General features: G+C 41.5%; 18 protein-coding genes and 2 pseudogenes. All 20 read right to left on the bottom strand.

Going from position 1 to position 21,704, the window contains the following annotated elements; all coding sequences use genetic code 11:
- Positions 1-29: 29 nt before the first annotated feature.
- The 20 genes and pseudogenes from M1F74_RS03310 to M1F74_RS03215 all read right to left on the bottom strand — a co-directional run bounded on the left by M1F74_RS03310 (position 30) and on the right by M1F74_RS03215 (position 21,691).
- Positions 30-722, bottom strand: a complete 693-nt coding sequence (locus M1F74_RS03310; RefSeq protein WP_084911387.1) for an alpha/beta hydrolase — start codon at positions 720-722, stop codon at positions 30-32.
- Positions 703-1,713, bottom strand: coding sequence for an ABC transporter substrate-binding protein (locus tag M1F74_RS03305; RefSeq protein ID WP_247946273.1), 1,011 nt, complete (start codon positions 1,711-1,713; stop codon positions 703-705). The genes M1F74_RS03310 and M1F74_RS03305 overlap by 20 nt, the downstream gene beginning before the upstream one ends.
- Positions 1,714-1,732: 19 nt before the next feature.
- On the bottom strand, positions 1,733-2,488 hold the full coding sequence (locus tag M1F74_RS03300) for an ABC transporter ATP-binding protein (RefSeq protein WP_247946272.1): 756 nt from the start codon (positions 2,486-2,488) through the stop codon (positions 1,733-1,735).
- Position 2,489: 1 nt separating this feature from the next.
- Positions 2,490-3,536 (bottom strand): FecCD family ABC transporter permease, encoded by a 1,047-nt coding sequence (locus M1F74_RS03295; RefSeq protein WP_247946271.1) that lies wholly within the window; start codon positions 3,534-3,536, stop codon positions 2,490-2,492.
- A 258-nt stretch (positions 3,537-3,794) separates the two neighbouring features.
- A pseudogene (locus M1F74_RS03290) lies at positions 3,795-4,333 on the bottom strand (CadD family cadmium resistance transporter).
- 546 nt (positions 4,334-4,879) lie between these two features.
- On the bottom strand, positions 4,880-5,149 hold the full coding sequence (gene rpsO, locus M1F74_RS03285) for a 30S ribosomal protein S15 (protein ID WP_001018251.1): 270 nt from the start codon (positions 5,147-5,149) through the stop codon (positions 4,880-4,882).
- Between the two features lie 144 nt (positions 5,150-5,293).
- Positions 5,294-7,999: pseudogene (locus M1F74_RS03280) on the bottom strand (FtsX-like permease family protein).
- The gene (locus M1F74_RS03275) at positions 7,995-8,696 is read right to left on the bottom strand and encodes an ABC transporter ATP-binding protein (RefSeq protein ID WP_000323386.1); all 702 of its coding nucleotides are present in this window, start codon (positions 8,694-8,696) and stop codon (positions 7,995-7,997) included. Before M1F74_RS03275 ends, M1F74_RS03280 begins: the two are co-directional and overlap by 5 nt.
- 118 nt (positions 8,697-8,814) lie before the next feature.
- Positions 8,815-9,507: a phosphoglycerate mutase gene (locus tag M1F74_RS03270; protein ID WP_000240120.1), complete on the bottom strand. Its 693-nt coding sequence runs from the start codon at positions 9,505-9,507 to the stop codon at positions 8,815-8,817.
- 322 nt (positions 9,508-9,829) lie between these two features.
- Complete coding sequence (ileS, locus tag M1F74_RS03265; RefSeq protein ID WP_247946270.1) at positions 9,830-12,622, bottom strand: isoleucine--tRNA ligase; 2,793 nt, start codon at positions 12,620-12,622, stop codon at positions 9,830-9,832.
- Between the two features lie 253 nt (positions 12,623-12,875).
- Positions 12,876-13,670: a DivIVA domain-containing protein gene (locus M1F74_RS03260; protein WP_057489337.1), complete on the bottom strand. Its 795-nt coding sequence runs from the start codon at positions 13,668-13,670 to the stop codon at positions 12,876-12,878.
- A gap of 8 nt (positions 13,671-13,678) precedes the next feature.
- A complete protein-coding gene (locus M1F74_RS03255) occupies positions 13,679-14,470 on the bottom strand; it encodes an RNA-binding protein (protein WP_247946269.1) in 792 nt (263 codons plus the stop codon).
- Positions 14,467-14,727, bottom strand: coding sequence for a YggT family protein (locus tag M1F74_RS03250; RefSeq protein WP_247946268.1), 261 nt, complete (start codon positions 14,725-14,727; stop codon positions 14,467-14,469). Before M1F74_RS03250 ends, M1F74_RS03255 begins: the two co-directional genes overlap by 4 nt.
- Positions 14,727-15,257, bottom strand: coding sequence for a cell division protein SepF (locus M1F74_RS03245; protein WP_247946267.1), 531 nt, complete (start codon positions 15,255-15,257; stop codon positions 14,727-14,729). The genes M1F74_RS03250 and M1F74_RS03245 overlap by 1 nt, the downstream gene beginning before the upstream one ends.
- A gap of 9 nt (positions 15,258-15,266) precedes the next feature.
- Entirely contained in the window at positions 15,267-15,938 is a 672-nt protein-coding gene (locus M1F74_RS03240; protein ID WP_247946266.1) for a YggS family pyridoxal phosphate-dependent enzyme, read from the bottom strand.
- A 3-nt stretch (positions 15,939-15,941) separates the two neighbouring features.
- Positions 15,942-17,198, bottom strand: coding sequence for a cell division protein FtsZ (ftsZ, locus tag M1F74_RS03235; RefSeq protein ID WP_000144258.1), 1,257 nt, complete (start codon positions 17,196-17,198; stop codon positions 15,942-15,944).
- A 16-nt stretch (positions 17,199-17,214) separates the two neighbouring features.
- Complete coding sequence (gene ftsA / locus M1F74_RS03230; protein WP_000196340.1) at positions 17,215-18,585, bottom strand: cell division protein FtsA; 1,371 nt, start codon at positions 18,583-18,585, stop codon at positions 17,215-17,217.
- Between the two features lie 233 nt (positions 18,586-18,818).
- Entirely contained in the window at positions 18,819-19,523 is a 705-nt protein-coding gene (locus tag M1F74_RS03225; RefSeq protein WP_247946265.1) for a YwaF family protein, read from the bottom strand.
- Between the two features lie 196 nt (positions 19,524-19,719).
- The gene (locus M1F74_RS03220) at positions 19,720-20,331 is read right to left on the bottom strand and encodes an NUDIX hydrolase N-terminal domain-containing protein (RefSeq protein WP_084911394.1); all 612 of its coding nucleotides are present in this window, start codon (positions 20,329-20,331) and stop codon (positions 19,720-19,722) included.
- Positions 20,318-21,691 (bottom strand): UDP-N-acetylmuramoyl-tripeptide--D-alanyl-D-alanine ligase, encoded by a 1,374-nt coding sequence (locus tag M1F74_RS03215; protein WP_247946264.1) that lies wholly within the window; start codon positions 21,689-21,691, stop codon positions 20,318-20,320. Before M1F74_RS03215 ends, M1F74_RS03220 begins: the two co-directional genes overlap by 14 nt.
- Between the last annotated feature and the right edge of the window lie 13 nt (positions 21,692-21,704).

The following is a 21,704-nucleotide window of genomic DNA, read 5'->3' as shown; positions in this document are numbered from 1 at the left end:
CCCTTGGCTATTGCCAAGGGATAATTCTTTTATTTGATTTTCCATTTTTGGGCCAACCAGCTGGAAAAGGCTAGAAATCGCTCAGCAACTTGCTCATGATGCCCATAGGGATCAAAGACAAATTGACCAGTCGGATAGTGTTTCTGAAGACTAGTATGGATCTGCTCAGCATAGGCTGGTGCTTGAGCCAAGCGATTGGTATGATGGGCTCCTTCTGTTTGGCCATTCTGTAAATACAGCAAACAGTCTAGATTTCTCACTTTCTCTTCCTTGCAATAAGTCACAAAATCAGGAAACCAAAATGAACCGCAGATAGAGAAGATACAGGAGACCTTGTCAAAATGGAAAAGACTGTATACAGCCGCCAAACCACCTAGTGAATACCCTCCATAGGCAAGGCGATTTTTGTCCAGGCGATAAAGCGACTGCAACCTGTCTAAAAGACCTCCAAATAAATGATCATGATAGACCTTTGCCTGACCGCCAAAATCTGGAGTCCCCTCTCTCAGAGCAGCTGCCTTCCATGGAGTGTAGTCATCTAGGCGATTTTTAGAGGTCAAGCCCACTAAAATCACAGATTCTGAAAGGGAAGATAGAAAATCCAAATTTCCATCATTCAAAAGAATCGCTGGATAGGTTTGATTGGGATCATAGGCCGAAGGAAGGCTGATCTTAACTTGAATCCCTTCCCAATCAAACTCATTATTTATTGATAAAGTCATTGATTTTCTCAAGGGAATCAATCACTGCTGGACCATAATCCATCAACTCATCGTAAGAAATGGTCATGATTTTTTGATTCTTAATTGCAGGAACGTTTTCCAAAACTTCATTTGCTTTCATCAACTCTACTGCGTTAGCATCCAATTTTTTATTGCGGTCACTGGTTACATAGATAATCAACTCAGGATCCATTGACACGAGATTTTCCAAGGTCAAGCCTGATGTTCCCGTTGCAACGTTGGTATAACCAAGTTGGTTCAACAAGCTTTCTTGCAAAGCAGACTTGTAGGCACCAAAGGTTTCATCATTATAAGCAACCATAATCAAAGCCTTTTTCTTTTCACCTTGGTTTGTTGGATTTGCTTTCTTAACAGCGTCAATTTTAGCTTGTAATTGGGCTGCGTATTCATTGGCCTTGTCCTGAACATTGAAAATCATTCCAAGATTTTTGACATCTTCTACGATATTTCCCAAATCTTGCTGAATCGTTGAGAGAGAAGCTTTTTGTGTATAGACTGGGATTTTATTTTCATTCCAAGTGCTAACTGTCCCCAAGGATTTTTCAGAAAACATCATGTTTCGACCCATCACAGCGTCTGGCTCATAAGAAAGCACTGTCTCTTGAGAGACTGTTTTTTTATCGCCAATTTGAGGAATCGTCGCAATCGCGTCCTTGTATTTGTCTGTTACAGCATTGTCAGGGTTAAGCATGCCAGCAATTTTATCCTTCAAGCCTAGCTCCAATAAGATTTCAGTGGTTGAAAGATTGTTGGTGATAACTTTTTCGGGTGCCTTATCAAAGACTTGTTCGACTTCATTTCCCTTAGCGTCATAGGTCTTGACCGTGAGTGGATAAGTCGTCTCTGTGCTGGCCTTTTGACTTGTTTCTGTGCTAGACTGTGTAGTAGCTTTTTCTGTAGTAGTATTACCACAAGCTGCCAAAGTTAAGGTAGCTACTGTTACCAGTAAAATACTGAGTGTTTTTTTCATCTTGTTTTCCTTTTCATTTTTATAAATAGTGAATCATAGCTTGCTGATCCTCGGTCCAAGTCACCTGACTTTGAACTCCATATACAGTTTGCAATGACTCAGGGGTGATGGTCTCCTTTGGAGTCCCTTGGTAAAGGATTTCCCCCTCTTTCATCAGATAGAGATAATCCGAATAGCGACAAGCAAGTTGAATATCATGCAGGACAGCTAGAACATTGACCTTAAGATTCTTCACAATAGCCAACAAGTCTAACTGGTACTTGATATCCAGGTGATTGGTAGGTTCATCCAGGAGCAAGAGAGTCGGTTCTTGCGCCAAGGCGCGTGCTAATAAGACTCGCTGTTTCTCCCCACCTGACAGAGACGAATAGAGGCGAGTTTTCTTCTCAAGCATATCCACCTTGACGAGAGCATCTTGAACGAGCGTAAAATCCCTTTCCCTTTCCTTCTCTAAAAAAGAGAGGTGTGGAGTTCTTCCCAGCAAGACGATTTCCTCAACTGTACAATCAAACTGCAATTGATTAAACTGGGTGACGACCGCCATTTGCTTGGCTGTTTCTTTGAGTGACCAATGCTCCAGCGGCTTTCCATCTAGGCTTATCAAACCTTTGTCCGCCTTTTCCTGACGATAGAGGAGTTTAAGTAGGCTGGTTTTTCCACTTCCATTTGGCCCTAATATCGTATGAAATTGATGCCCCTCAACCTTAAGAGAAACTCCTTTGAGGATTTTTTTCTCTCCTAGTCCAAAGTGAACATCCTGACAAATCAAGTCCATATCAGGCCCTCACCTCCCTTCGCCTTCCTCCAACAATGTAGATAAAGAAGGGAGCACCTACTAAGGCTGTGAAAATACCAATCGGCAGCTCAGCATTTGGAATGATGACACGAGAGAGTACATCTGCCCAGACCACAAAGAGGGCACCCAGTAAGGTCGCAACGGGAAAAAGTCTCCTGTAATTCGTTCCTACTAACCCTCGAGCTAAGTGAGGAGTAATCAAACCAACAAATCCAATAATCCCACAGGTTGCCACTAAGACAGCTGTCAGCACAGCCACCATGGTCACATAAAGATACCAATAGAAGCGTAAGGGAATTCCCAAAGTTAAAGCAGCCTCATCTCCCATCATCATCGCATTAAAAACACGATACTGGGTAGAGAAAAATAGAAAAGCCAATCCTACTACCATAGTTGGCAAGACTAAGTCAGACCAGGTAGTTCCAGCAAGCGAACCCATGGTCCAAAACTTAATGGTCATCACACTGTCAGCATTAGCGCCGACTGAGATAATAAAGTTGGAAAATGCCAGAAAGAGAGCATTGACCACCGTTCCTGATAAAATGAGACTAGAAGTCGTCATCCTGCCCTGCATAGAGGCAATAATGAGGACAGCAATGGTTGCCAAAATAGCTCCAAGAAAAGCTCCAAGGCTAATCACCACTTTTAAACCAAGAATAATGCTCAAGGTTGCACCCAGAGTCGCACCCGCAGAGATTCCTAAGACATAGGGCTCTGCGATGGGATTGTTCACTGTAGACTGCATCACGCTACCACACATAGAAAGGCCTGCTCCTACTATCAGACCTAACAATACTCGGGGGAATCTCATGTTCCATACAATGGCAAGAGTAGACTTGGAAACCTCTCCTATCTCAAGAGGAAATCCCAACCTGCTCAAAATAATCCGATAGGTATCTCCTAGATCAATCGCAACAGATCCCATTGAAACTGCTAGAAAGAGAGAAATCCCTAAAATACCTAGCAAAATAACTAAAAGTAACAGAAATTGCTGGTCTTGTCGGCTTCCAGAAAATTTGGAAAGCATGCAAACCTCCTTTGATAGAATATTAAAAATTTAGAAAATTCTCATGAAAAGTATACCATATTTTCAACTGTGTAACAAGCTATGGAAAAAATACAATTAAAATCAGAAAAATTATGGTTGGTTTTTCCATACAGTGTTAGGAAGCATAAGCAAAGATAATACTTGAGTATATCGAGGTAAGGTGACAACGTAAAAAGCCCTCTGAAAATCAGAGAGCTGATTTGAGCTCGGACTAAAATCCTAGTGAAACAAAAAAATCTACACGGTCAGAAAAGTCTCTATCGTGCCATTTTCATACATGATGTATAGTCCAAGTAGAATGAATACTAAGGGCACAATGATTCGCTCGTATTTTTCAATTGTCTCGAATATTAACGGAATAGAGGATAACATCCGACTAATCTCGCAAAAGATAATTATGCCGATTACAAACACAAGCAACGCCACGAGGGTCTGTGACCAATCTAACGAAGCAAAATAAGGTATATAGATACCTAAATTATCTCCGCCAGACGCAATTGTCAGCAATGTAACTGTCCAAAACAGTTGATTTGCTTGCTTTGTTCTAATCTTTCAATAATTTCTTCCTCTTCTTCCTCACCTTCTCCAACAATTGCAAAGCGAATCCCTAAATAGATAGGGATTAAACCAAGCAATCCAACCATCCATTCTTCAGGAACGAAATTAACGACATAAGCAGCAACTAAACTCGCCCCTACAAGTAAGCCTATTCCTAGATATTGCCCCGCATAAATATGCCATTTCTGTTTATTCTGTGATAGCTGTGCAAATAAAATAATTAAAATAATTAAATAATCGATACTGGTGGAAATATAAACACCAATAGCAGATATGATTGTCTGTCCCATAAAAACCTCCTGTATTAGTTAGTAATAAATCAGCAGATTTTAGGAGAGCACAGACACATTAATTTAGCTATCGCTAGTGGGTAATGTCGAACGTAGGAAAGCATTTTACTCCTCCTCAAAACGTAGTTACAAAGTAATTTCTAACTGGAATTCGGTGACTACTTCCATGTAAAGTATAACATACTATACTTTACTTCGTAAAGTGTGGGCTCTCCGAGGGGGCTTGCAGACAGTTACTCGGCTTGAAAAGCCGAGTAACTGCGCACCTTCATGGTGTCATTAGCTGATACTATTTGAGGTTTTTGTAGTCTCCAAAATTATGACCGATAAAACCTCAATAAAAAAGCTCTCTGAAGTCAGAGAGCTCCAATCTTGCTGGATAAAACGTTTATAGACTAGGCGACGAGGCGAAGATTGTACTAATGGTACATCGAGTCGAAGCCAACGAAGTATAGAAACGTTTTAGACGCAAGATTAACGACGAAGTCCTAGAGAGTTGATCAACTCACGGTAACGGTTAACATCGTTTTTACGCAAGTATGCAAGCAAGTTACGACGGCGACCGATTTTCTTCATCAATCCACGGTAAGTAGCGTGGTCTTTTTTGTGTTGTTTGATGTGTTCGTTAAGGTGGTTGATTTCCCAAGTAAGGACAGCAACTTGAACCTCTACTGAACCTGTATCACCTTCGTGACGTGCATATTGTGCGATGATTTCATTTTTTTTCTCTTTTGAGATTGCCATGATATTTCTCCTTTTTATTTGGCTTCATCCGAGTGACAGGTTGGCATGCCTGTAACCAAGAAGAAGTTATTTGTCTTTACGACAATTCTTATTCTACCAAGAAGCAGGGACTTTGTCAACTGATTTACTATTTAAAACCTTGAATTACTCTACTGATTTCAGGGCTTCGAGCATATCCACTTTTCTCAAGTGGTGATTGACAAAGACGCCCAGTAAGGTTAAGATTACAGTCACTGCGACGATTGGAAGAGCATAGACTTCCCAGCTGACCTGAGGATAAAAAAGTATGGTGGCAGGTGAAATCATTTGAATCAAAAATTGATGTAAATAGTGGCCAGCTACCAAACCGAGAGCAATTCCCACAAGGGACAGCACCATGGTCTCACGGTAGATATAGAGGGTCACTTCTTTATTGTGGAAACCAAGAACCTTAATAGTGGAAAGTTCACGAATACGTTCTGCCACATTGATGTTAGTGAGATTGTAGAGAATGACAATGGCTAGTAAAACCGAAACAAGGACAAGGATGGCCATAGTTTTATTGAGCGAACTAGCTACAGATTCAAAGAGATGGATGGCCGTCGCATTTTGGACGACCCCAGAAACAGCAGCTTTTTCCATGAAGGTAGCAGCTTCTTTCTCCGTATTGGAAGGTGTTGGCTCTTTTAATTTTACTAGGTAGGTATTGTCTTGTGGACGAGTGCCATAGACTTGTTCGTAAGTCGCTCGGTTGAGATAAACAAAGTGTCCAACATAGTTTTCAGAAATAGCTGCGACCTTGATTTCCTTCCCATCAAGCTCCAGCTCATCTCCAACCGTAACACCTGCTAGTTGGGCTAATTTTTGACTCACGACCGCTCCATCAGTGACCTGCACCTCTTGCCCATTCTCCTCTAATGCGATAAAAGGCTTAAAGTCTTCTCCACTAGTAACCATCATAGTGATGGTTTGAAGTCCTGCTTTTCCTTTGAAATCTTTTTCAATGGATTTAGAGTAAATCTTTTGATAAGCATAGATAGATTCAGCCTGCAAGGCGCTTTCTAGATCTGTTTTTTCTTGCTCACTCGCACTGCTCTTTTCCGCTACAATCATCTGGTATTGCTGGATTTGTTCAAATTGGCGCTCCACAACTCCTCCCACAGAAGACTGAATGCCAAGACCTGCAAATAGGAGAGCCACCGAACCTGCAACTCCAAAAATGGTCATCAACATTCGTTGCTTATAACGGAAAATATTTCTTGCCGTAACCTTATGAGTAAAACTCAAACGACTCCAAATAAAGCTCAGGCGTTCCAGCAAAATCTTTGATCCCTTAACGGGAGGTTTTGGAAGTAAGAGTTGGGCTGCTTCATCGTGTAATTCCCTTCGCGCTACCAGATAAGCCGGCAAGACACTGGATACCCAACTTAAAGCTAGGGCAATAAGACTATAAGACCAATAGAAATACTCCTGACTTTTCCCAACGACCATCCCAGCTGTTATAACATCCGAAATCACGCCTGCAAGGAGATAATGTCCTAGAAGTGTTCCTATAATGGTTCCCACAGTTCCTGCAAGAAAACCATAGAGGACAAACTTGGCAACAATATCTCGGTTGCGGTAACCCAAGGCCTTGAAAATACCAGCATTGGTACGCTCTTCATCCACAAAGCGAGTCATCGTTGTAAAGGTCACCATTGCAGCGACCATATAAAGCACCACTGGAAAGATATTTCCGACTGAACGAATGCTTGATGATGCATTGCTGTACATGAGGTAACCTTGACCACCTGGCATGGTTTGACGATTGTATACGTGGTATTTCGGCTCTGCCAGTTCATCAAGATCTTTCTGACGCTGTTCTAGCTTCTCTTTTTCCTTAGTTAAATCACTCTCTGTCTGAGCCAGTTTTTCTTTTTTTGTCGCCATTTCTTCCTTAGCTTTTGTCAGCTGTCCCTTGGCTTGACTCTTTTGTGGTTCTGGTAGAGCGGTCGCTTGTTCTTCTTGCGTTTTCAAGCGACTTTCAGCCTGCTCTAATTGACTTTTCCCTTTTTGAAAATTACTCTCAGCTGTTTAAAGCTGCTCTTTGCCCTCTTCCAGGCTCTTTTGCCCAATTGTTTTGATGTTTGCCAATCTTTTTTGACCATTATCGGACAGCAAGTCTTGCAACTCTTCCTGGTGTTGGGTTCGTTTGGTCTTATAGTCTGATGAAAAAGCATCCAGATTTTTTAAATCGTCATAGCGCACACGCGCAATACTGTAGACTTCTGTATCAAACTGACTGGGTAAAATCACTCCATAACCGGCCAAGCTTCCATTCCCACTGCTAGCACTCCCTAAGTCTTTTTTAGAAAGGATTTCACCCGACTGAACAAATCCAGTAATTGTGAAAGCTTGGGATTTTAGGACGGACTTTTCTTCTTTCTTGCTAAAGGTAATGGTCTCTCCAATCTGATAACGGTCTTTCCAGAAATCAGCCAAGGCAATTTCCTCATTAGCTTCTGGCAGTCGCCCTTCTGTCACTTGGAAGGTTGAAATGCTCTCTGGTTTGGAATAAAGTCGAACCGCTTCTTCACTATGTTCAACAGTTAAGTCTGCCATATAGCCAAACTCAACACTTGCTCCTTGAAGTGTCTTTAGTTCGTCTTGGTCTTCTTTGTCCAAGCCATAATCAGCTATCACTGCCAGATCTAGGGTATTGGCTTTACGGAGATAATCCCCTGCCGTACGTTCCATATTTGGACTGGCCACTTTGAGACCAACAAGGGCTAAAGAACCCAGCATCATCAAGGTCAGGATAGAAACAAAGCGTCCCTTTGAAGCCGTCACTGACTGAAATAGGTCTTTCCGATACGTTTTTTTCATGCTAATACTCCAATGTATCGATATCCTGCGGATGCTCATTGACCGTCATGCTCTTAACTGTAGCATCGCGCATATGAATCACCCGATCTGCAATAGGGGCTAGCGCGCCATTGTGGGTTACGATAATCACCGTTGCTCCTTTTTGACGAGACATGTCTTGGAGAATCTTCAAGACTTGCTTCCCCGTCTGGTAATCCAAGGCACCCGTCGGTTCATCACAAAGGAGGATTTTAGGATTTTTGGCTACAGCACGTGCGATGGAGACTCGCTGTTGCTCCCCTCCAGAAAGCTGGGCTGGAAAGTTATTCAGGCGATGAGCCAGACCTACATCTTTGAGCACTTGCTCTGGATCCAAGGCATCTGTCACGATTTCTGAAGCCAGTTCCACATTTTCCTTGGCCGTCAGATTAGAGACCAGATTGTAAAATTGAAAAACAAAGCCTACATCTTCACGACGATAGTTTGTTCGTTGGTGCGAACTATAATTGGCAATATTGGCACCATCAATCCAAATCTCCCCCTCATCATTGGTATCCATACCTCCTAAAAGATTGAGAACGGTTGATTTTCCAGCACCTGAAGCGCCAAGTATGATAACCAGCTCCCCTTTTTCAATTTCAAAATTCACATCACGATTAGCCACAATCTCTGTATCCCCAACCTGGTAACGCTTGTAGCTGTGTTTCATCTCAATATAAGCCATCAGACACACCTTCCCTCAAACAAATTACTTCCTATTATCATTATAACGCTTTTTCAACTAGTTGGAAACCAGAAGCAAAAACAGAAAGCCTAGGAATCCTAGGCTTTCTGTTTATAGATTATTTTCCAAGATAGTATTCTTTTACGACGTTCAATTTTTCGTCGAATTCGAATACCAATGGTGGGAAGTTAGGGATTTCTACACCCATGATTTCATCATCTGACAAGTGTTTGATGTGTTTTACAAGGGCACGGATTGAGTTACCGTGAGCTCCTACGAATACGTTTTTACCATCTTTAAGTGCTGGAGCGATTTTATCTTCCCAGAATGGAAGGGCACGTTCCAAAGTCACTTTCAAATTTTCAGCATCTGGAATGACTGAGTCGTCAAGTGAAGCGTAACGACGGTCAGTGTGTGCTGAGTATTCGTCATCATGAGGCATTGCAGGAGGCAATACATCGTATGAACGACGCCAGATGTGAACTTGCTCATCACCAAATTGTTCAGCAGCTTCAGCTTTGTTTTTACCAGTCAAACCACCGTAGTGACGTTCGTTCAAGCGCCATGATTTTTCAACTGGAACCCAGAGTTGGTCAGCAGCTTCAAGAGCCAAATTTGTTGTTTTAATCGCACGTTTCAATACTGAAGTGTAAGCTTGGTCAAATTCGATACCAGCTTCCTTGATCAATTTACCAGCGTCAATCGCTTGTTGTGTTCCTTTATCAGACAAATCAACATCAGCCCAACCAGTGAAAAGGTTAGCTTTGTTCCATTCAGACTCACCGTGGCGAGCAAAAACCAATTTTACCATTAGATGGATTCTCCTTTTATTTTTCGAGGTTTCCCTCGTTTATCTATTCTATTTTACACAATTTTTCACAAAAAAGCTAGTTAAAATCAACTAAAAAGAGAAGAGCTTATCAGTCTTCTCTATAATTAGTAGAAATATAAAATTATGAGAAAACTGAATAGTTGATTATGTTAATTATCTACACGGACAGGCTAGAAAGAACTTCATTTGAGGAAATGGACTAGTAAATTTTCCCATGATAAAACGCATAATATCAAAGCACTTGAACTCTTGATATTATGCGTTTTTATGATTTTAGCGACCTTTCTCAGTCTCTTTCTGATTATTTCGCTTCAAATCCTTCTGCAACTGCATCCGAAAAGTTTTCTTCTACAATGCTTGCACAGTGATCACAGATGACTGCATGATAGCTGCGTTCAGCAGTAGTTGGATCGATACGACGGCAACGGTCACAGACTTCACCCGCAGCACATTCAACAGTGAAGGCTACGTCTTCGAAGCTAACAGCGCCTTCTGGAGCTGGTCCATCTGCAATGGTCAATTCTGACACGATCAAAAGTTGAGCCACATTGCTATCCACCGCTCCAAGAAGAGTTTTCACAACTTCGTTTGGATAAACTGTCAAGTGAGCTTCAAGTGATTTACCGATTACTTTTGCATTACGAGCTTCTTCCAAGGCTTTTTGAGCTTGTCCGCGGAAGTCCATGAAGGCTGCCCAAGTATCCAAGATTTCTTCCTGGTTAGCAAATGTTTCCGCTTCTGGTAATTCTGACAATTGAACGAAGTCTTCAGCTTCAAACTCAAGATATGACCAGATTTCTTCTGCAGTGTGAGGAAGGATTGGTGTCAAGAGTTTGGTGATTTTTACAAGAATGTCATAGAAAACAGTCTGCATTTGACGACGTTCCAATGATTTGGCACCTTCGATGTAAACAACGTCTTTGGCAAAGTCAAGGTAGAAGGCAGACAAATCAACGTTGATAAAGTTCACCAAGGCCTTGTAGATTGTCAAGAATTCAAAGTTGGCATAAGCATCACGAATCGTTTTCACAAGCTGGTTAAAGCGGATGGTCATGTACTTATCAACAGAACGAAGCTCATCGTAAGCCACTGCGTCTTGAGCTGGGTTAAAGTCAGAAGTGTTAGCAATCAAGAAACGAAGAGTGTTACGGATCTTACGGTAAGTTTCAGAGACTTGACTCAAGATATCCATAGAAATACGCACGTCGTTGCTTGAATCAACACTTGTTACCCAGAGACGCAAAATTTCTGCACCGAATTGTTTTTCTACATCGCTTGGAGCAATGGTATTCCCAAGGGATTTAGACATCTTTTCGCCCTTACCGTCAAGGGCAAATCCTTGTGACAAGATTTGTTTGTAAGGAGCAACACCATGGTTGGCAACAGATGTGATAAGTGATGAGTTGAACCAACCACGGTACTGGTCAGAACCTTCAAGGTAAAGATCTGCTGGATATTTGAGTTCTGGACGGTTGACCACTACTCCATTCCATGATGAACCTGAGTCAAACCATACGTCCATGATATCTGTTTCTTTCTTGAACTCGCCATTTGGTGAACCTGGATGAGTAAATCCTTCTGGCAAGAGGTCCTTAGCATCACGTTCCCACCAGATGATAGAACCGTGTTCCTCAAAGAGTTGAGCTACATGTTCAATAGTCTCAGCAGTCATGATTGGCGTTCCGTCTTCAGCATAGAAGATAGGAAGGGGAACTCCCCAAGCACGTTGACGAGAGATAACCCAGTCGCCACGGTCACGAATCATATTGTAAAGACGAACTTTACCCCATTCTGAGTGGAACTTCACTTTTTCAATTTCATCCAAGATTTCTTGGCGGAATTTAGATACAGAGGCAAACCACTGTGGAACAGCTCGCCAGATGATTGGTTTCTTGGTACGCCAGTCAAATGGGTATGAGTGAGAAATTTCTTCTTGAGCAAGGAGCAAATCACCCAGTTTTTCGATAACAGTTGGAACAACCTTGTCGTAGAATTGACCTGCAAATTCAGGGCCAGCATTTTCCATCATAATACCGCGTTCGTTAACTGTTACAGCAACTTCAAGGCCGTTGGCAACACCAACATTGTAGTCGTCCTCACCAAAACCAGGGGCTGTATGGACAATACCAGTACCAGAGTCAGTCGTAACGTGGTCACCAAGGATTACCAACTCATCTACAGCCGTATCCCATGGGTGGACTGTTACGATGTGATTCAATTCTTGACCACGGTAGGTTGCCAAGACTTGCACATCCGCCCAACCAAATTTCTCAGAAAGACTATTCAATAATTCTGAAGCAACTACAAACTTACGATCTTCGCCAGCTGGTTGTACCAATACATAATCAATATCTGCTCCAACTGTCAAACCACGAGAAGCTGTGATAGTGAATGGAGTTGTTGTCCATACAACGATATAAGTATCTGTATCTAGGACACCTTTGCCATCTTTGACGCGGTTAGCATAGTAAAGGGAAGTTGAAAGCAAGTCATGGTATTCAATTTCCGCTTCTGCAAGAGCTGACTCAGATGACCATGACCAGTAAACCGGCTTGGCACCACGATAGATATAGCCTTTCTTAGCCATTTCACCAAAGACACGGATTTGAGCCGCTTCATAGTCCGGGGTCAAGGTCACATAAGGGTTTTCCCAGTCACCAGAAACACCCAAACGTTTAAAGTCTTCACGTTGTTTATCAACTTGAGAAAGAGCATACTCGCGGCAAAGTTTCAAGTACTCAACCAAGTCCATTTCTTTACGTTTCACGCCTTGTTTTGCCAAGACTTGCTCGATTGGCAGACCATGTGTATCCCAACCAGGAATATAAGGTGCGTAAAATCCTGACATAGACTTAGAACGAACAATAATATCTTTGGAAATCTTGTTCATGGCATGTCCAACGTGGATATTTCCGTTTGCATATGGAGGTCCATCATGCAAGGTGAAATGCGGTTTTCCTTGGTTCAATTCTTGACGACGTTGGTAAAGTTTTGCATCTTCCCATTCCTTTTGCCAGAGTGGCTCTTTGGTAGGAAGTCCTGCACGCATTGGGAAAGCTGTTTTCCCAAGGTTAAGGGTATCTTTGAGTTTCATGGTATCTCCTTTATAAATATTAACAAATTAAAAACCACGACTTCCAAAAAGGACGAAAATCGTGGTACCACCTTTGTTCGAAAAAAGACAGTGTCTCTTTTCCTCTTTTCCCGTAACGTGGGGAACGTCCAGTCTTACTGTTTTCAGACTGGATTCGTTGAGAGGATAATCTAACGACTAGGGATTGCAGGGCTCACACCATCTCCCGCTCGCTGAAAATATAGTTGGTTAGATTTTGTTCTCACATTTACTTTTATAGGATACGAACAGATTCTTTGTTTGTATCTTCCTCAGTTGCTGCAGTAGTTTCTACGTCAACTGACTCTTCATGTTGTTCACTTTCATCTGTCTGTTGATTTTGTTGAGCTTCAAACTCAGCCAATTCTTTATTTCCAGCCTCGATGCGAGCTTGCAACTCAGCAACCTCTTCTGGTGTGAATTGACGAGTCATATCAATAGGCTCTTCCTCAGGTTGTGAAGGAATAGTTTCACCAAGAACTTCACCCACCACTTCTTTAAAGGCTTCATCGCTTGTTTGAAGATACGTTGCTGTTGGGCGAAGAATGTCTTCCCAATCTGATGACTCAACAATAGCCAATTGACTTTCAATCGTAGACTTGAGGCGTTGATGGAATACACGACTCTTGTTCTTCAACTCTTCTGTCTCAACAGCCACTTTCTTAGCGTTATCTGTTGCCTGACGGAGAATTTCATTTGCCTTGTATTTTGCTTCTTCAAGCAAACGCTGAGCGTCTTGTTCAGCTTGTTGAATAATATTGTTCGAACGTTCTTGAGCAGCCTGTTTGACACGCTCCGCAGTATCTTGAGCAATCAAAACTGACTGACTCAAGGAATCTTTCATCTCATCAAAGTAAGACAAACGTTCTTCCAAACTCTTGATGCGTGTCTCTTTATCATGATTGCTACGAACCAAATCTTCATAGTCACGAACAACGATATCAAGAAATTCATCTACTTCTTCTGGGTCAAAACCTCTAAATCTTGTACCAAAGGTTTTATCTTTAATTTCTAACGATGTAATTGGCATACTTTTCCTCACTTACTTAATAATAATTGAATGCTTAATTTTATCTTGTCTTTTTTTGTCTGTCCATTGTCTTTAACAACTTTTAGACGACCAAACTTTCTCACACTGATCAAATCTCCAACGGCAACCTGGTAATCAGATTTTTCAACCAGATGATAGTTTACCTGAACAGATTTTTTCTCAATCAGTTGACTGGTTTGATTTCTAGATAATTTCAAGGCACTTGATAAGAGGGCATCCAATCGAAAACTCGAAACTAAAATTTCTCGTTCTCTAAAGTCAATTTTAGATATAATCCTATCGGTAAAAGGACGTTCCTCCAGCGATACAGGAAGTCTGCCAATCTTTCTTATTCCATCCTGGAAAAGAGGAATAAAATCACGATTGACAAAAATCTGTGCTCTCTTTTCATCTACCAAGATATCACCAAATAATTTACGGTCAATTCCTAGCTGGTTGATGATTGTTCCCAATATTTTCCCATGGCTCAGCTGTTCAAACTTGCTCGGATAGCAAATTTCTAACAAGGTCATTTCAAAGTCTGATATTTCCGGTTCAAAATAATCTGGATAGAGAAGAACACGAACCGACTCCGTCGGAAGAAAATCACCACTACTTTGGCAACCCAGTTCATATGTCCCAGCTAGCACCCTCAAGATCTGTTCCTGATGAGGATTGATAAAAGGGCTAAGCACCGGTGCATAGGTATCTTCCACCCGCTTGATCCACTCCAATCCTTTATCAATAAAAGGAATATCATCATGGGAAAAGTGCTGATAAATGGCTCTATTTGCTGTCATAGTAATACTACTAATCGTGTTAAGAGATTTCCAACAAACTGAATCAGAATCAGAGCAGCCCAAACAGTGAAATCAAGCCCCGCAAATTGCAAATTGAGTTTACGAAGTGGCTCGATAACTGGACGAGCAAGTCTAATGACTAAGCGACCTAGTTGACTTTCATAAGCATTTGGAAACCATGAAAGAAGAGCAAATGCGACGAGAATGATCGAGTAAATGCTAACTGCGTTTTGGATTAAACGGATTAAGAAAATCATTATCTTGCTCTATTTCGTTTAATATCAAAGCCGAACTCGGCGCTTTGTGATTCATCTGGAAGTTTGATATCCTCAATATTCACAATGACATTAATAGGAGTCAATAGATACATTGTGCTCGCAACTTTTTTCATATTTCCAGCCAAGACGTGACGGGCCCCGTCCAAGTAATCAAGGCAGCGGCGCGCTTGTACTTCTGTCATGTATTGGAAATCAATCAAGATGCTTTCATTTCCAGTTAACAAATCAACAATCTCAGTTGCATCCTCATACTTTCTTGGATAACGAACATCAATCGTCACTTTCTCATCTGAGTGATGGTTTTGCTTTGCCAACTCTTGTTGACGAGCATGGAGGCGAGTAATATTAGCATCTTTTACTGATCCCGGCTGAGCAGATGCTGGTAATTCTTTAGATGATGAGATGGTTGGACTAACAGTGTCCTCTTGTTGAATCTGATAGTTAGTCACGTCTTCTCCATCTTCTGTAAAATAATCTATAAATTTATCGAATCTATCTTTCAAAGACATAGCTCTCTCCTATTTAAAAAATGCTGTACCGATTCGAACGAAGGTTGAGCCGAAAAGAATCGCTTCTTTAAAATCACGACTCATTCCCATGCTGAGTTCTGTCATCGGCATATTAGGGATTTGTTTTTCTCTAATTTCTGCTTGCAGAGCCTGCGTATCCTTGAAAATTTCTTTCAATTCATCACTGTCTGCCTCAAAAGGAGCCATGGTCATTAAACCAACATACTCAATCTGATCTAACTTAGCCAATTCTGGCAAAAGTTCTAGCAATTCTTCTTTTGAAAACCCATGCTTGCTTTCTTCCCCAGAAATATTAACCTGCAAGAAACACTTGATAACATGATCTGTTCTCTTTTGAATTTCCTGGGCTAATTTTAGAGAGTCTAAAGCATGAAAGTAATCCACATATGGGATTACTTCTTTTACTTTCCGTCTCTGTAGTGTTCCTATTAAATGCCAAGTGACTGGGTAATCTTTCAAGGCCTGATATTTTTCTAAAAATTTATCAACCCGATTTTCACCGATATGATGGATGCCAAGCGGAAGCAAAGCTTCCGCTGTTTGTACATCTACATATTTTGTCACTGCGATTACTGAAACAGCATCTAGATTACGGTTGGCTTTTTGACTAGCATCAGCAATTTGCTGAAAAACTAATTCAGTATTTTTTTTCAAATTCATTGATTAACGATTTTTGAAGAATGGAGGTGTATCCAATTCATCCTCATCTTGTGAAACTGGTGTTTCAAAGCGTTCAACTGGTGAAACAACGGGATCTGTTTGGCGAACAATTGACTCACGGCGCAAGTCCCAATCTCCAAAAGCAGATGCTTGGTTGGTTTCAAAGCGACGCGGACTTGATTTAGGCAGTTCTGCTGTCTCTTCCAAGTCGAATTGACGGTCAAATGTGTGTGCTTGTGGAGTTTTAGTTGATGGTCGACCAACTGGTTGGTTGGTAGCAGACCCGACTACTTTTTCTAGTCGTTCTTGACGAACACCTGTCGCTACAACAGTCACACGGATTTCATCCTTCATGCTTTCGTCAATAGATGTTCCAAGCCAGATGTTCACACCTTTACCAGCTGCTTGGTTGACGATTTCTGAAGCTTCTTCTGCTTCAATCAAAGTTAAATCAAGACCACCAGTAACGTTGACAATCACATCTTCGGCACCATCGATAGTTGTTTCAAGAAGTGGAGAGTAAATCGCTTTACGAGCTGCTTCAACAACGCGCTCTTCACCACTACCAATACCGATACCCATAAGGGCATTCCCTTTGTTTGCCATTACAGTCTTCACGTCAGCAAAGTCAAGGTTAATCAATCCTGGGTTCGTGATCAAGTCAGTGATCCCTTGAACACCTTGACGAAGAACGTTATCTGCTTCACTAAGAGCTTCAAGAAGCGGTGTTTTCTTGTCAACAATTTCAAGTAAGTTATTGTTAGAGATAATCAACAAAGTATCAACATGCTCGCGAAGTTCATTGATTCCTTCTACAGCGTACTGACCACGTTTGCTTCCTTCAAATCCGAAAGGACGTGTCACGACACCAACTGTGAGAGCACCAAGATCTTTAGCGATACGTGCAATAACAGGGGCAGCACCTGTACCAGATCCACCACCCATACCAGCAGTGATGAAGACCATGTCTGCACCGCTGATTGCTTCCGTCAAAGCTTCTTCGCTTTCTTCTGCAGCTTTGCGTCCAACTTCTGGACGACCTCCAGCACCCAAACCACGAGTCAATTTTGGACCAAGTTGGATAACGGTTTCTGCTTTCGTACTGCTAAGTGCTTGTACATCAGTGTTGGCTGCGATAAATTCTACACCAGCAACACCTTCGTCAACCATGCGGTTGATGGCGTTACCACCACCACCACCGACACCAATTACCTTAATAACTGCGCCTTGAGCTGCTGCTGTATCAAATGAAAATGTCATAATTTCTTATCCTCTTTTATTCATCAAACATGCTTCCGATTAAACCACGGAAACGTTCTGTTAGCTTCGGTTTACTTTGAGAACTTGCTTGGAATTCTTCCTTGGGAGCAACTGGAGCTTCCTGTACAGTTTCAACTGGAGTTGTCTGTGTTGGGCTTGGTTGCGCCACAGGATTCAAACGTTGATTTGGAATGCCAAAGTTAATTGGTTTTTGACGAAGGAATTCATCTCCTTTAACTGCTTTTTGAGCAAGAAGATTGACTTCAGTCAATTTACCAGCAAACTCAGATAAACTAATTACGTGAGCAAATGCAGGGTTGCGAATTCCAACCTGATTTGGTACATAGAGTTTTACACGAACACCAAATACTTCTTGGGCTAATTCAACAACGCCCGGCAAAATTGCATTTCCACCGATAAGGACGATACCTCCTGGCAAATCCAACAAGTGTCTTCTTTCCAACTCTTGTTTGATTTGGTCAAAGATATGTTTGATGCGTGCTGAGATAATTTCTGCCAAGTAGCTTTCTGTCACTTCAACAGGTTCTACTTCGCCAATTACTTCAACTTGGAAAGTTTCATTACTTGCAAGTGGAACGTAAGCTTCACCATAGTTCAGTTTCAAACTTTCTGCAATCTTTTGAGATGTTTTCAAGACTTTAGAAATATCTTTTGTAACATAATCTCCACCTTCTTGGTAGATGTTGGTGAATTGCAATTCTTGGTTGCGGATAGTCGCTACAGTAGTCTGACCTCCACCCATGTCAATGACAGTCGCACCAAATTCACGTTCGCCTTCATTGAGAACGGAGTTCACAATCGCCAAAGGTGAAATAATCACATTATCAACCTGGATACCTACACGTTCGACCGTCTTGCGAAGATTGTGTAGAATCGTACGAGGACCTGTGTAAAGCAGACCACGCATTTCCAAACGGACACCCATCATACCACGAGGGTCACGGATTCCTTGGAAACCATCCACGATGAACTCTTCAGGAATGAAGGTAATCACTTCACGATCAGGAGTCATGCTCTTTGTCAAAGCTGATTTAACAACATCTTCAACATCCTGATCTGTGATTTCTTTTGTATCTGATGTTACAGGAATCATTCCTTGTGTTGGTTCGACCTGCAGAAGATTTGCTGGAAGACCAACGTTGACAGACTTGATAGAAATGCCTGCTTTCTCTTCTGCCTGTGTGATTGCGGATTTGATTGCCGAAGCAGCCGCTTCAATATCAACAATAATTCCGTCTTTTACACCTTTACTTTTGGCATTACTAACACCAATTACATTTACTTCGCCATCTCTATGCTCAGCAACTAACACCTTAATGGAGCTAGTTCCGATATCTAAGCCTGTAAAAAAACCATCTCTAGTCATTACATCGCATCCTCTCTATCTTCCAAGTTTCTCACTTCTATTTAATAACTATGTTTGGGCATAGCTATTCAAAGAATATTATAACACAAAAAAACTAATCATGCTTAGTTTTTCGTAAATTTCCTGCATGTTTTTTGAGAACATAATAGAAAATTTTTCTTCTGGAAAAAGTTTTTGATGTTCTTGTCAACAATTCGATAATATTTATAACCCATCAAAAAAAGAAGGTCTTTTTAGACCTTCTCTTGAATAAATTCTTCCGATTTTTGCTGTAAAAAAATCTCTAGCAATTTTGCTGTTACGCAAATTGCTATCACGATAACGCTCGAAACAATAAGGTAATTCAAAAGTTGTCCGTGATTTCCAACAAGTGGCGGTCTCGTTAAGAAACCATAATCCCCACTGACAACTAAATTAACAACCCATATCAGAGCGTTCAAGGTGAAGGTAATCATCGCTACATTTTTGAAGTTGAGCAGGGAAGCTTCATAATTCTTAAACAAGTATAGGAGCGCATTCCCCAAAAGTGCCACGTGCCCGATGATAAAGGACAGGATGGTCACGTGCGGAAACGGATAAGGGTCAAAGAGTGGGTATGCCAGAGCAACGGTTGCTCCAAAAGTTCCTAAAAGGGCAAAGTACTGTTTGTACTTGGATGTCCCTGGAATTAAGAGCATCACAAACATGGCGATACGACAATGATAGAAGGGCAAACTTTCTGACAGAGGCATGAGATTGCCCCAATACCAGCCATACAGAACAATCAGTTGAACAGATTGAAGAATCTGAATAAATCGTTGGTAAGCCACTTTGTCGCGAAAACGATAAGAAGCGTAGAAAGTAAAGGCCAGTAAACATAACAAACCAATATACCAGTGGAGTTCAAACTGGGGCGGTTCTGATATCTGCGTGGTAAATAATTTATCCCACAAATTCATATTCTATTCCTCGTTCATCTAGCTAGAGGCAGTAAAAAATTCACTTTCTCCAGCTTTTAAATTTTTTGAAAAAACTTGATTCTATGCTATTCATAGAACACTTGCGTCTTAAATTCGCAACCTATTATATCATTTGTATTGCAGAAATGCACTTTACAGACACCCTTTTTTGATTTGTCGACTTCTCTAGCACAAACTAATCGACATATTGGTCTCTTTGTCCTTTATAAACTTGCCAAAGAATCTCCATTTGCTCCTTGGTGATGCGTTTTTCAGATAAGGCCGGCAGTTGGTCAATGGCAAAAAATTGAAGCTCAGCAATTTCTTGATTCTCTTGAAATTGTCCATCAAGAAGCCTACATTCAAAGACAAACTTTGCATACTGTTTGCTCTGTAGTTGGAAACGATTGGTATCAAAAACTGCAAGTAACCTTTCAGCTTTTGCTGTAAAACCGGTTTCTTCTTCAATTTCCTTGAGAATATTTTCGGTTGGAGAATAGCCGACTTCACCAAAGCCACCTGGCAAAGCCCAACTATCCTCTCCTTTTCCTCTAACTAAACAGACTTTTTCATCCTCAACAATCCAAGCACGGACGTCCATCAGAGGAGTTGCATAAGCGGAAGTTGGTTTCATGACTTCTGCCACTTCTTCTGCATCTATGTCTAATCCCTGATTCAACATTTCAGATAACAGGCTTCGCAAGTCCTCGTAACGCTCGCGGTCAAAAGGATCTTTTGTAAAGGTTAATCCAGTATCTGTAATGGCAATCATTCTTTGCAGATACTTGGCAAAATCACTTGCATTCATTTTCTAAACTTTCTACCAACCTGGCTAGATTCATGGAGTTCGAGCCTTTGAGCAAAATTTGGTCATTGGCACCGAGTCTTTCCTTAACTTGCTTGACAAGGTCTTCAAATTGATCTTCGCTCGCAGTTTTCTTAAAGTAGAATACATGACCGATTGGGAACATTTGACTAGCCAGTTGTGCCAATTCGGCAATGTCTTCTCCATAGAAAATAACGGTATCCAGCACATCTGGCGATAGGCTCAAAATCATCTGGTTATGGAGTTGAGCAGACTGGCTACCTAATTCCTTCATATCCGCCAAAACCGCAATTTTCTTGCCACCCTCGTTGGCTGGAATGGCAGAAAATGTCTCCAAAATCAACTTCATAGCAGTTGGATTAGCATTGTATACGTCAGACAGAATATCTGCTCCATTGGCTGCTTTCTTCCACTCAGTACGATTACGGGTCAATTCTAGGTTCTGAAAGGCCTGATGAATTTGCTCCTCTGACACTCCTTCTTGAAGAGCCACATAAGCAGCAATCATAGCATTGGTGGCATTGTACTTACCTGTCACTGGCAAATCAAGGGCTTGATCCAAGAAATTATCCTTAAAGGTCAGACTATCCTTACGTTCTACCAAGTCTGTGATTTCCAGCTCTGCTCCTTGCCCAAAACGGACCACTTTTTTATCTGTAGGCAAGTAGTCCTCTACGATCGGGTCAGCTGGTACCAATAGCAAGGAACCTGGTTCCATACCATCAGCAATTTGCATTTTTCCTTTAGCAATTTCCGAACGGTCTTTGAAAAAGGCCAAATGAGCCTCCCCAACCAAGGTCACGATGGCTGTCTTTGGATGAGCCAATTCAGACAAGAGATGGATATCACCCAAGTGATCCTGCCCCATCTCCAAGACCAACTTTTCTGTCCCTTCAGGCATGTGGAGAACTGTGTAGGGAAGGCCAATCTCGTTATTGTAATTGCCTTGTGTTTTATAGGTCTTGTAGTTTGTTGACAGTAAATGCGCCAACATATCCTTGGTCGTTGTCTTACCATTTGAACCCGTTACCGCAAAGACATCAACTGCTGTTTTTTCAAGATAGTAGGCAGCTAGGGTTTGAAAGGCAGACAAAACGTCATCTACTAAAATGTAGGGATGATTTGCAACCTCTTTCTCAGACAAGGTTACTGCTGCACCATTTTCAAAAGCTGTTTCGATAAAGTCATGACCATCACGCGCACCTTTGAGTGGCACAAACAAATCACCTGGCCCAATCAAACGACTGTCAAACTCAGCTTTTTCTAACTGAGCATCCGCAAAAAGACTAACATCATTTTTAGATCCAACAGCTTGGGCGACTTCATGGATTGTTAATTTCATTTCTACTCCTTTA

It is taken from the genome of Streptococcus oralis, from assembly GCF_023109315.1.
Classification (GTDB): Bacteria; Bacillota; Bacilli; order Lactobacillales; family Streptococcaceae; genus Streptococcus; species Streptococcus oralis_BS.
Note: the sequence above shows the minus strand (reverse complement) of the source record. Positions and strands in the feature narration are given on the sequence as shown.

What these genes read in the sequence shown, in the direction of transcription:
- M1F74_RS03270 (WP_000240120.1), bottom strand. Translation starts at nt 9,507, where the DNA reads ATGGTAAAATTGGTTTTTGCTCGCCACGGTGAGTCTGAATGGAACAAA.
- M1F74_RS03215 (WP_247946264.1), bottom strand. Translation starts at nt 21,691, where the DNA reads ATGAAATTAACAATCCATGAAGTCGCCCAAGCTGTTGGATCTAAAAAT.
- M1F74_RS03250 (WP_247946268.1), bottom strand. Translation starts at nt 14,727, where the DNA reads ATGATTTTCTTAATCCGTTTAATCCAAAACGCAGTTAGCATTTACTCG.
- M1F74_RS03295 (WP_247946271.1), bottom strand. Translation starts at nt 3,536, where the DNA reads ATGCTTTCCAAATTTTCTGGAAGCCGACAAGACCAGCAATTTCTGTTA.
- ftsZ (WP_000144258.1), bottom strand. Translation starts at nt 17,198, where the DNA reads ATGACATTTTCATTTGATACAGCAGCAGCTCAAGGCGCAGTTATTAAG.
- M1F74_RS03220 (WP_084911394.1), bottom strand. Translation starts at nt 20,331, where the DNA reads ATGAATGCAAGTGATTTTGCCAAGTATCTGCAAAGAATGATTGCCATT.
- ileS (WP_247946270.1), bottom strand. Translation starts at nt 12,622, where the DNA reads ATGAAACTCAAAGATACCCTTAACCTTGGGAAAACAGCTTTCCCAATG.
- ftsA (WP_000196340.1), bottom strand. Translation starts at nt 18,585, where the DNA reads ATGACTAGAGATGGTTTTTTTACAGGCTTAGATATCGGAACTAGCTCC.
- M1F74_RS03225 (WP_247946265.1), bottom strand. Translation starts at nt 19,523, where the DNA reads ATGAATTTGTGGGATAAATTATTTACCACGCAGATATCAGAACCGCCC.
- M1F74_RS03240 (WP_247946266.1), bottom strand. Translation starts at nt 15,938, where the DNA reads ATGAATTTGAAAAAAAATACTGAATTAGTTTTTCAGCAAATTGCTGAT.
- M1F74_RS03275 (WP_000323386.1), bottom strand. Translation starts at nt 8,696, where the DNA reads ATGGCTTATATTGAGATGAAACACAGCTACAAGCGTTACCAGGTTGGG.
- M1F74_RS03245 (WP_247946267.1), bottom strand. Translation starts at nt 15,257, where the DNA reads ATGTCTTTGAAAGATAGATTCGATAAATTTATAGATTATTTTACAGAA.
- M1F74_RS03255 (WP_247946269.1), bottom strand. Translation starts at nt 14,470, where the DNA reads ATGACAGCAAATAGAGCCATTTATCAGCACTTTTCCCATGATGATATT.
- M1F74_RS03260 (WP_057489337.1), bottom strand. Translation starts at nt 13,670, where the DNA reads ATGCCAATTACATCGTTAGAAATTAAAGATAAAACCTTTGGTACAAGA.
- M1F74_RS03300 (WP_247946272.1), bottom strand. Translation starts at nt 2,488, where the DNA reads ATGGACTTGATTTGTCAGGATGTTCACTTTGGACTAGGAGAGAAAAAA.
- rpsO (WP_001018251.1), bottom strand. Translation starts at nt 5,149, where the DNA reads ATGGCAATCTCAAAAGAGAAAAAAAATGAAATCATCGCACAATATGCA.
- M1F74_RS03305 (WP_247946273.1), bottom strand. Translation starts at nt 1,713, where the DNA reads ATGAAAAAAACACTCAGTATTTTACTGGTAACAGTAGCTACCTTAACT.
- M1F74_RS03310 (WP_084911387.1), bottom strand. Translation starts at nt 722, where the DNA reads ATGACTTTATCAATAAATAATGAGTTTGATTGGGAAGGGATTCAAGTT.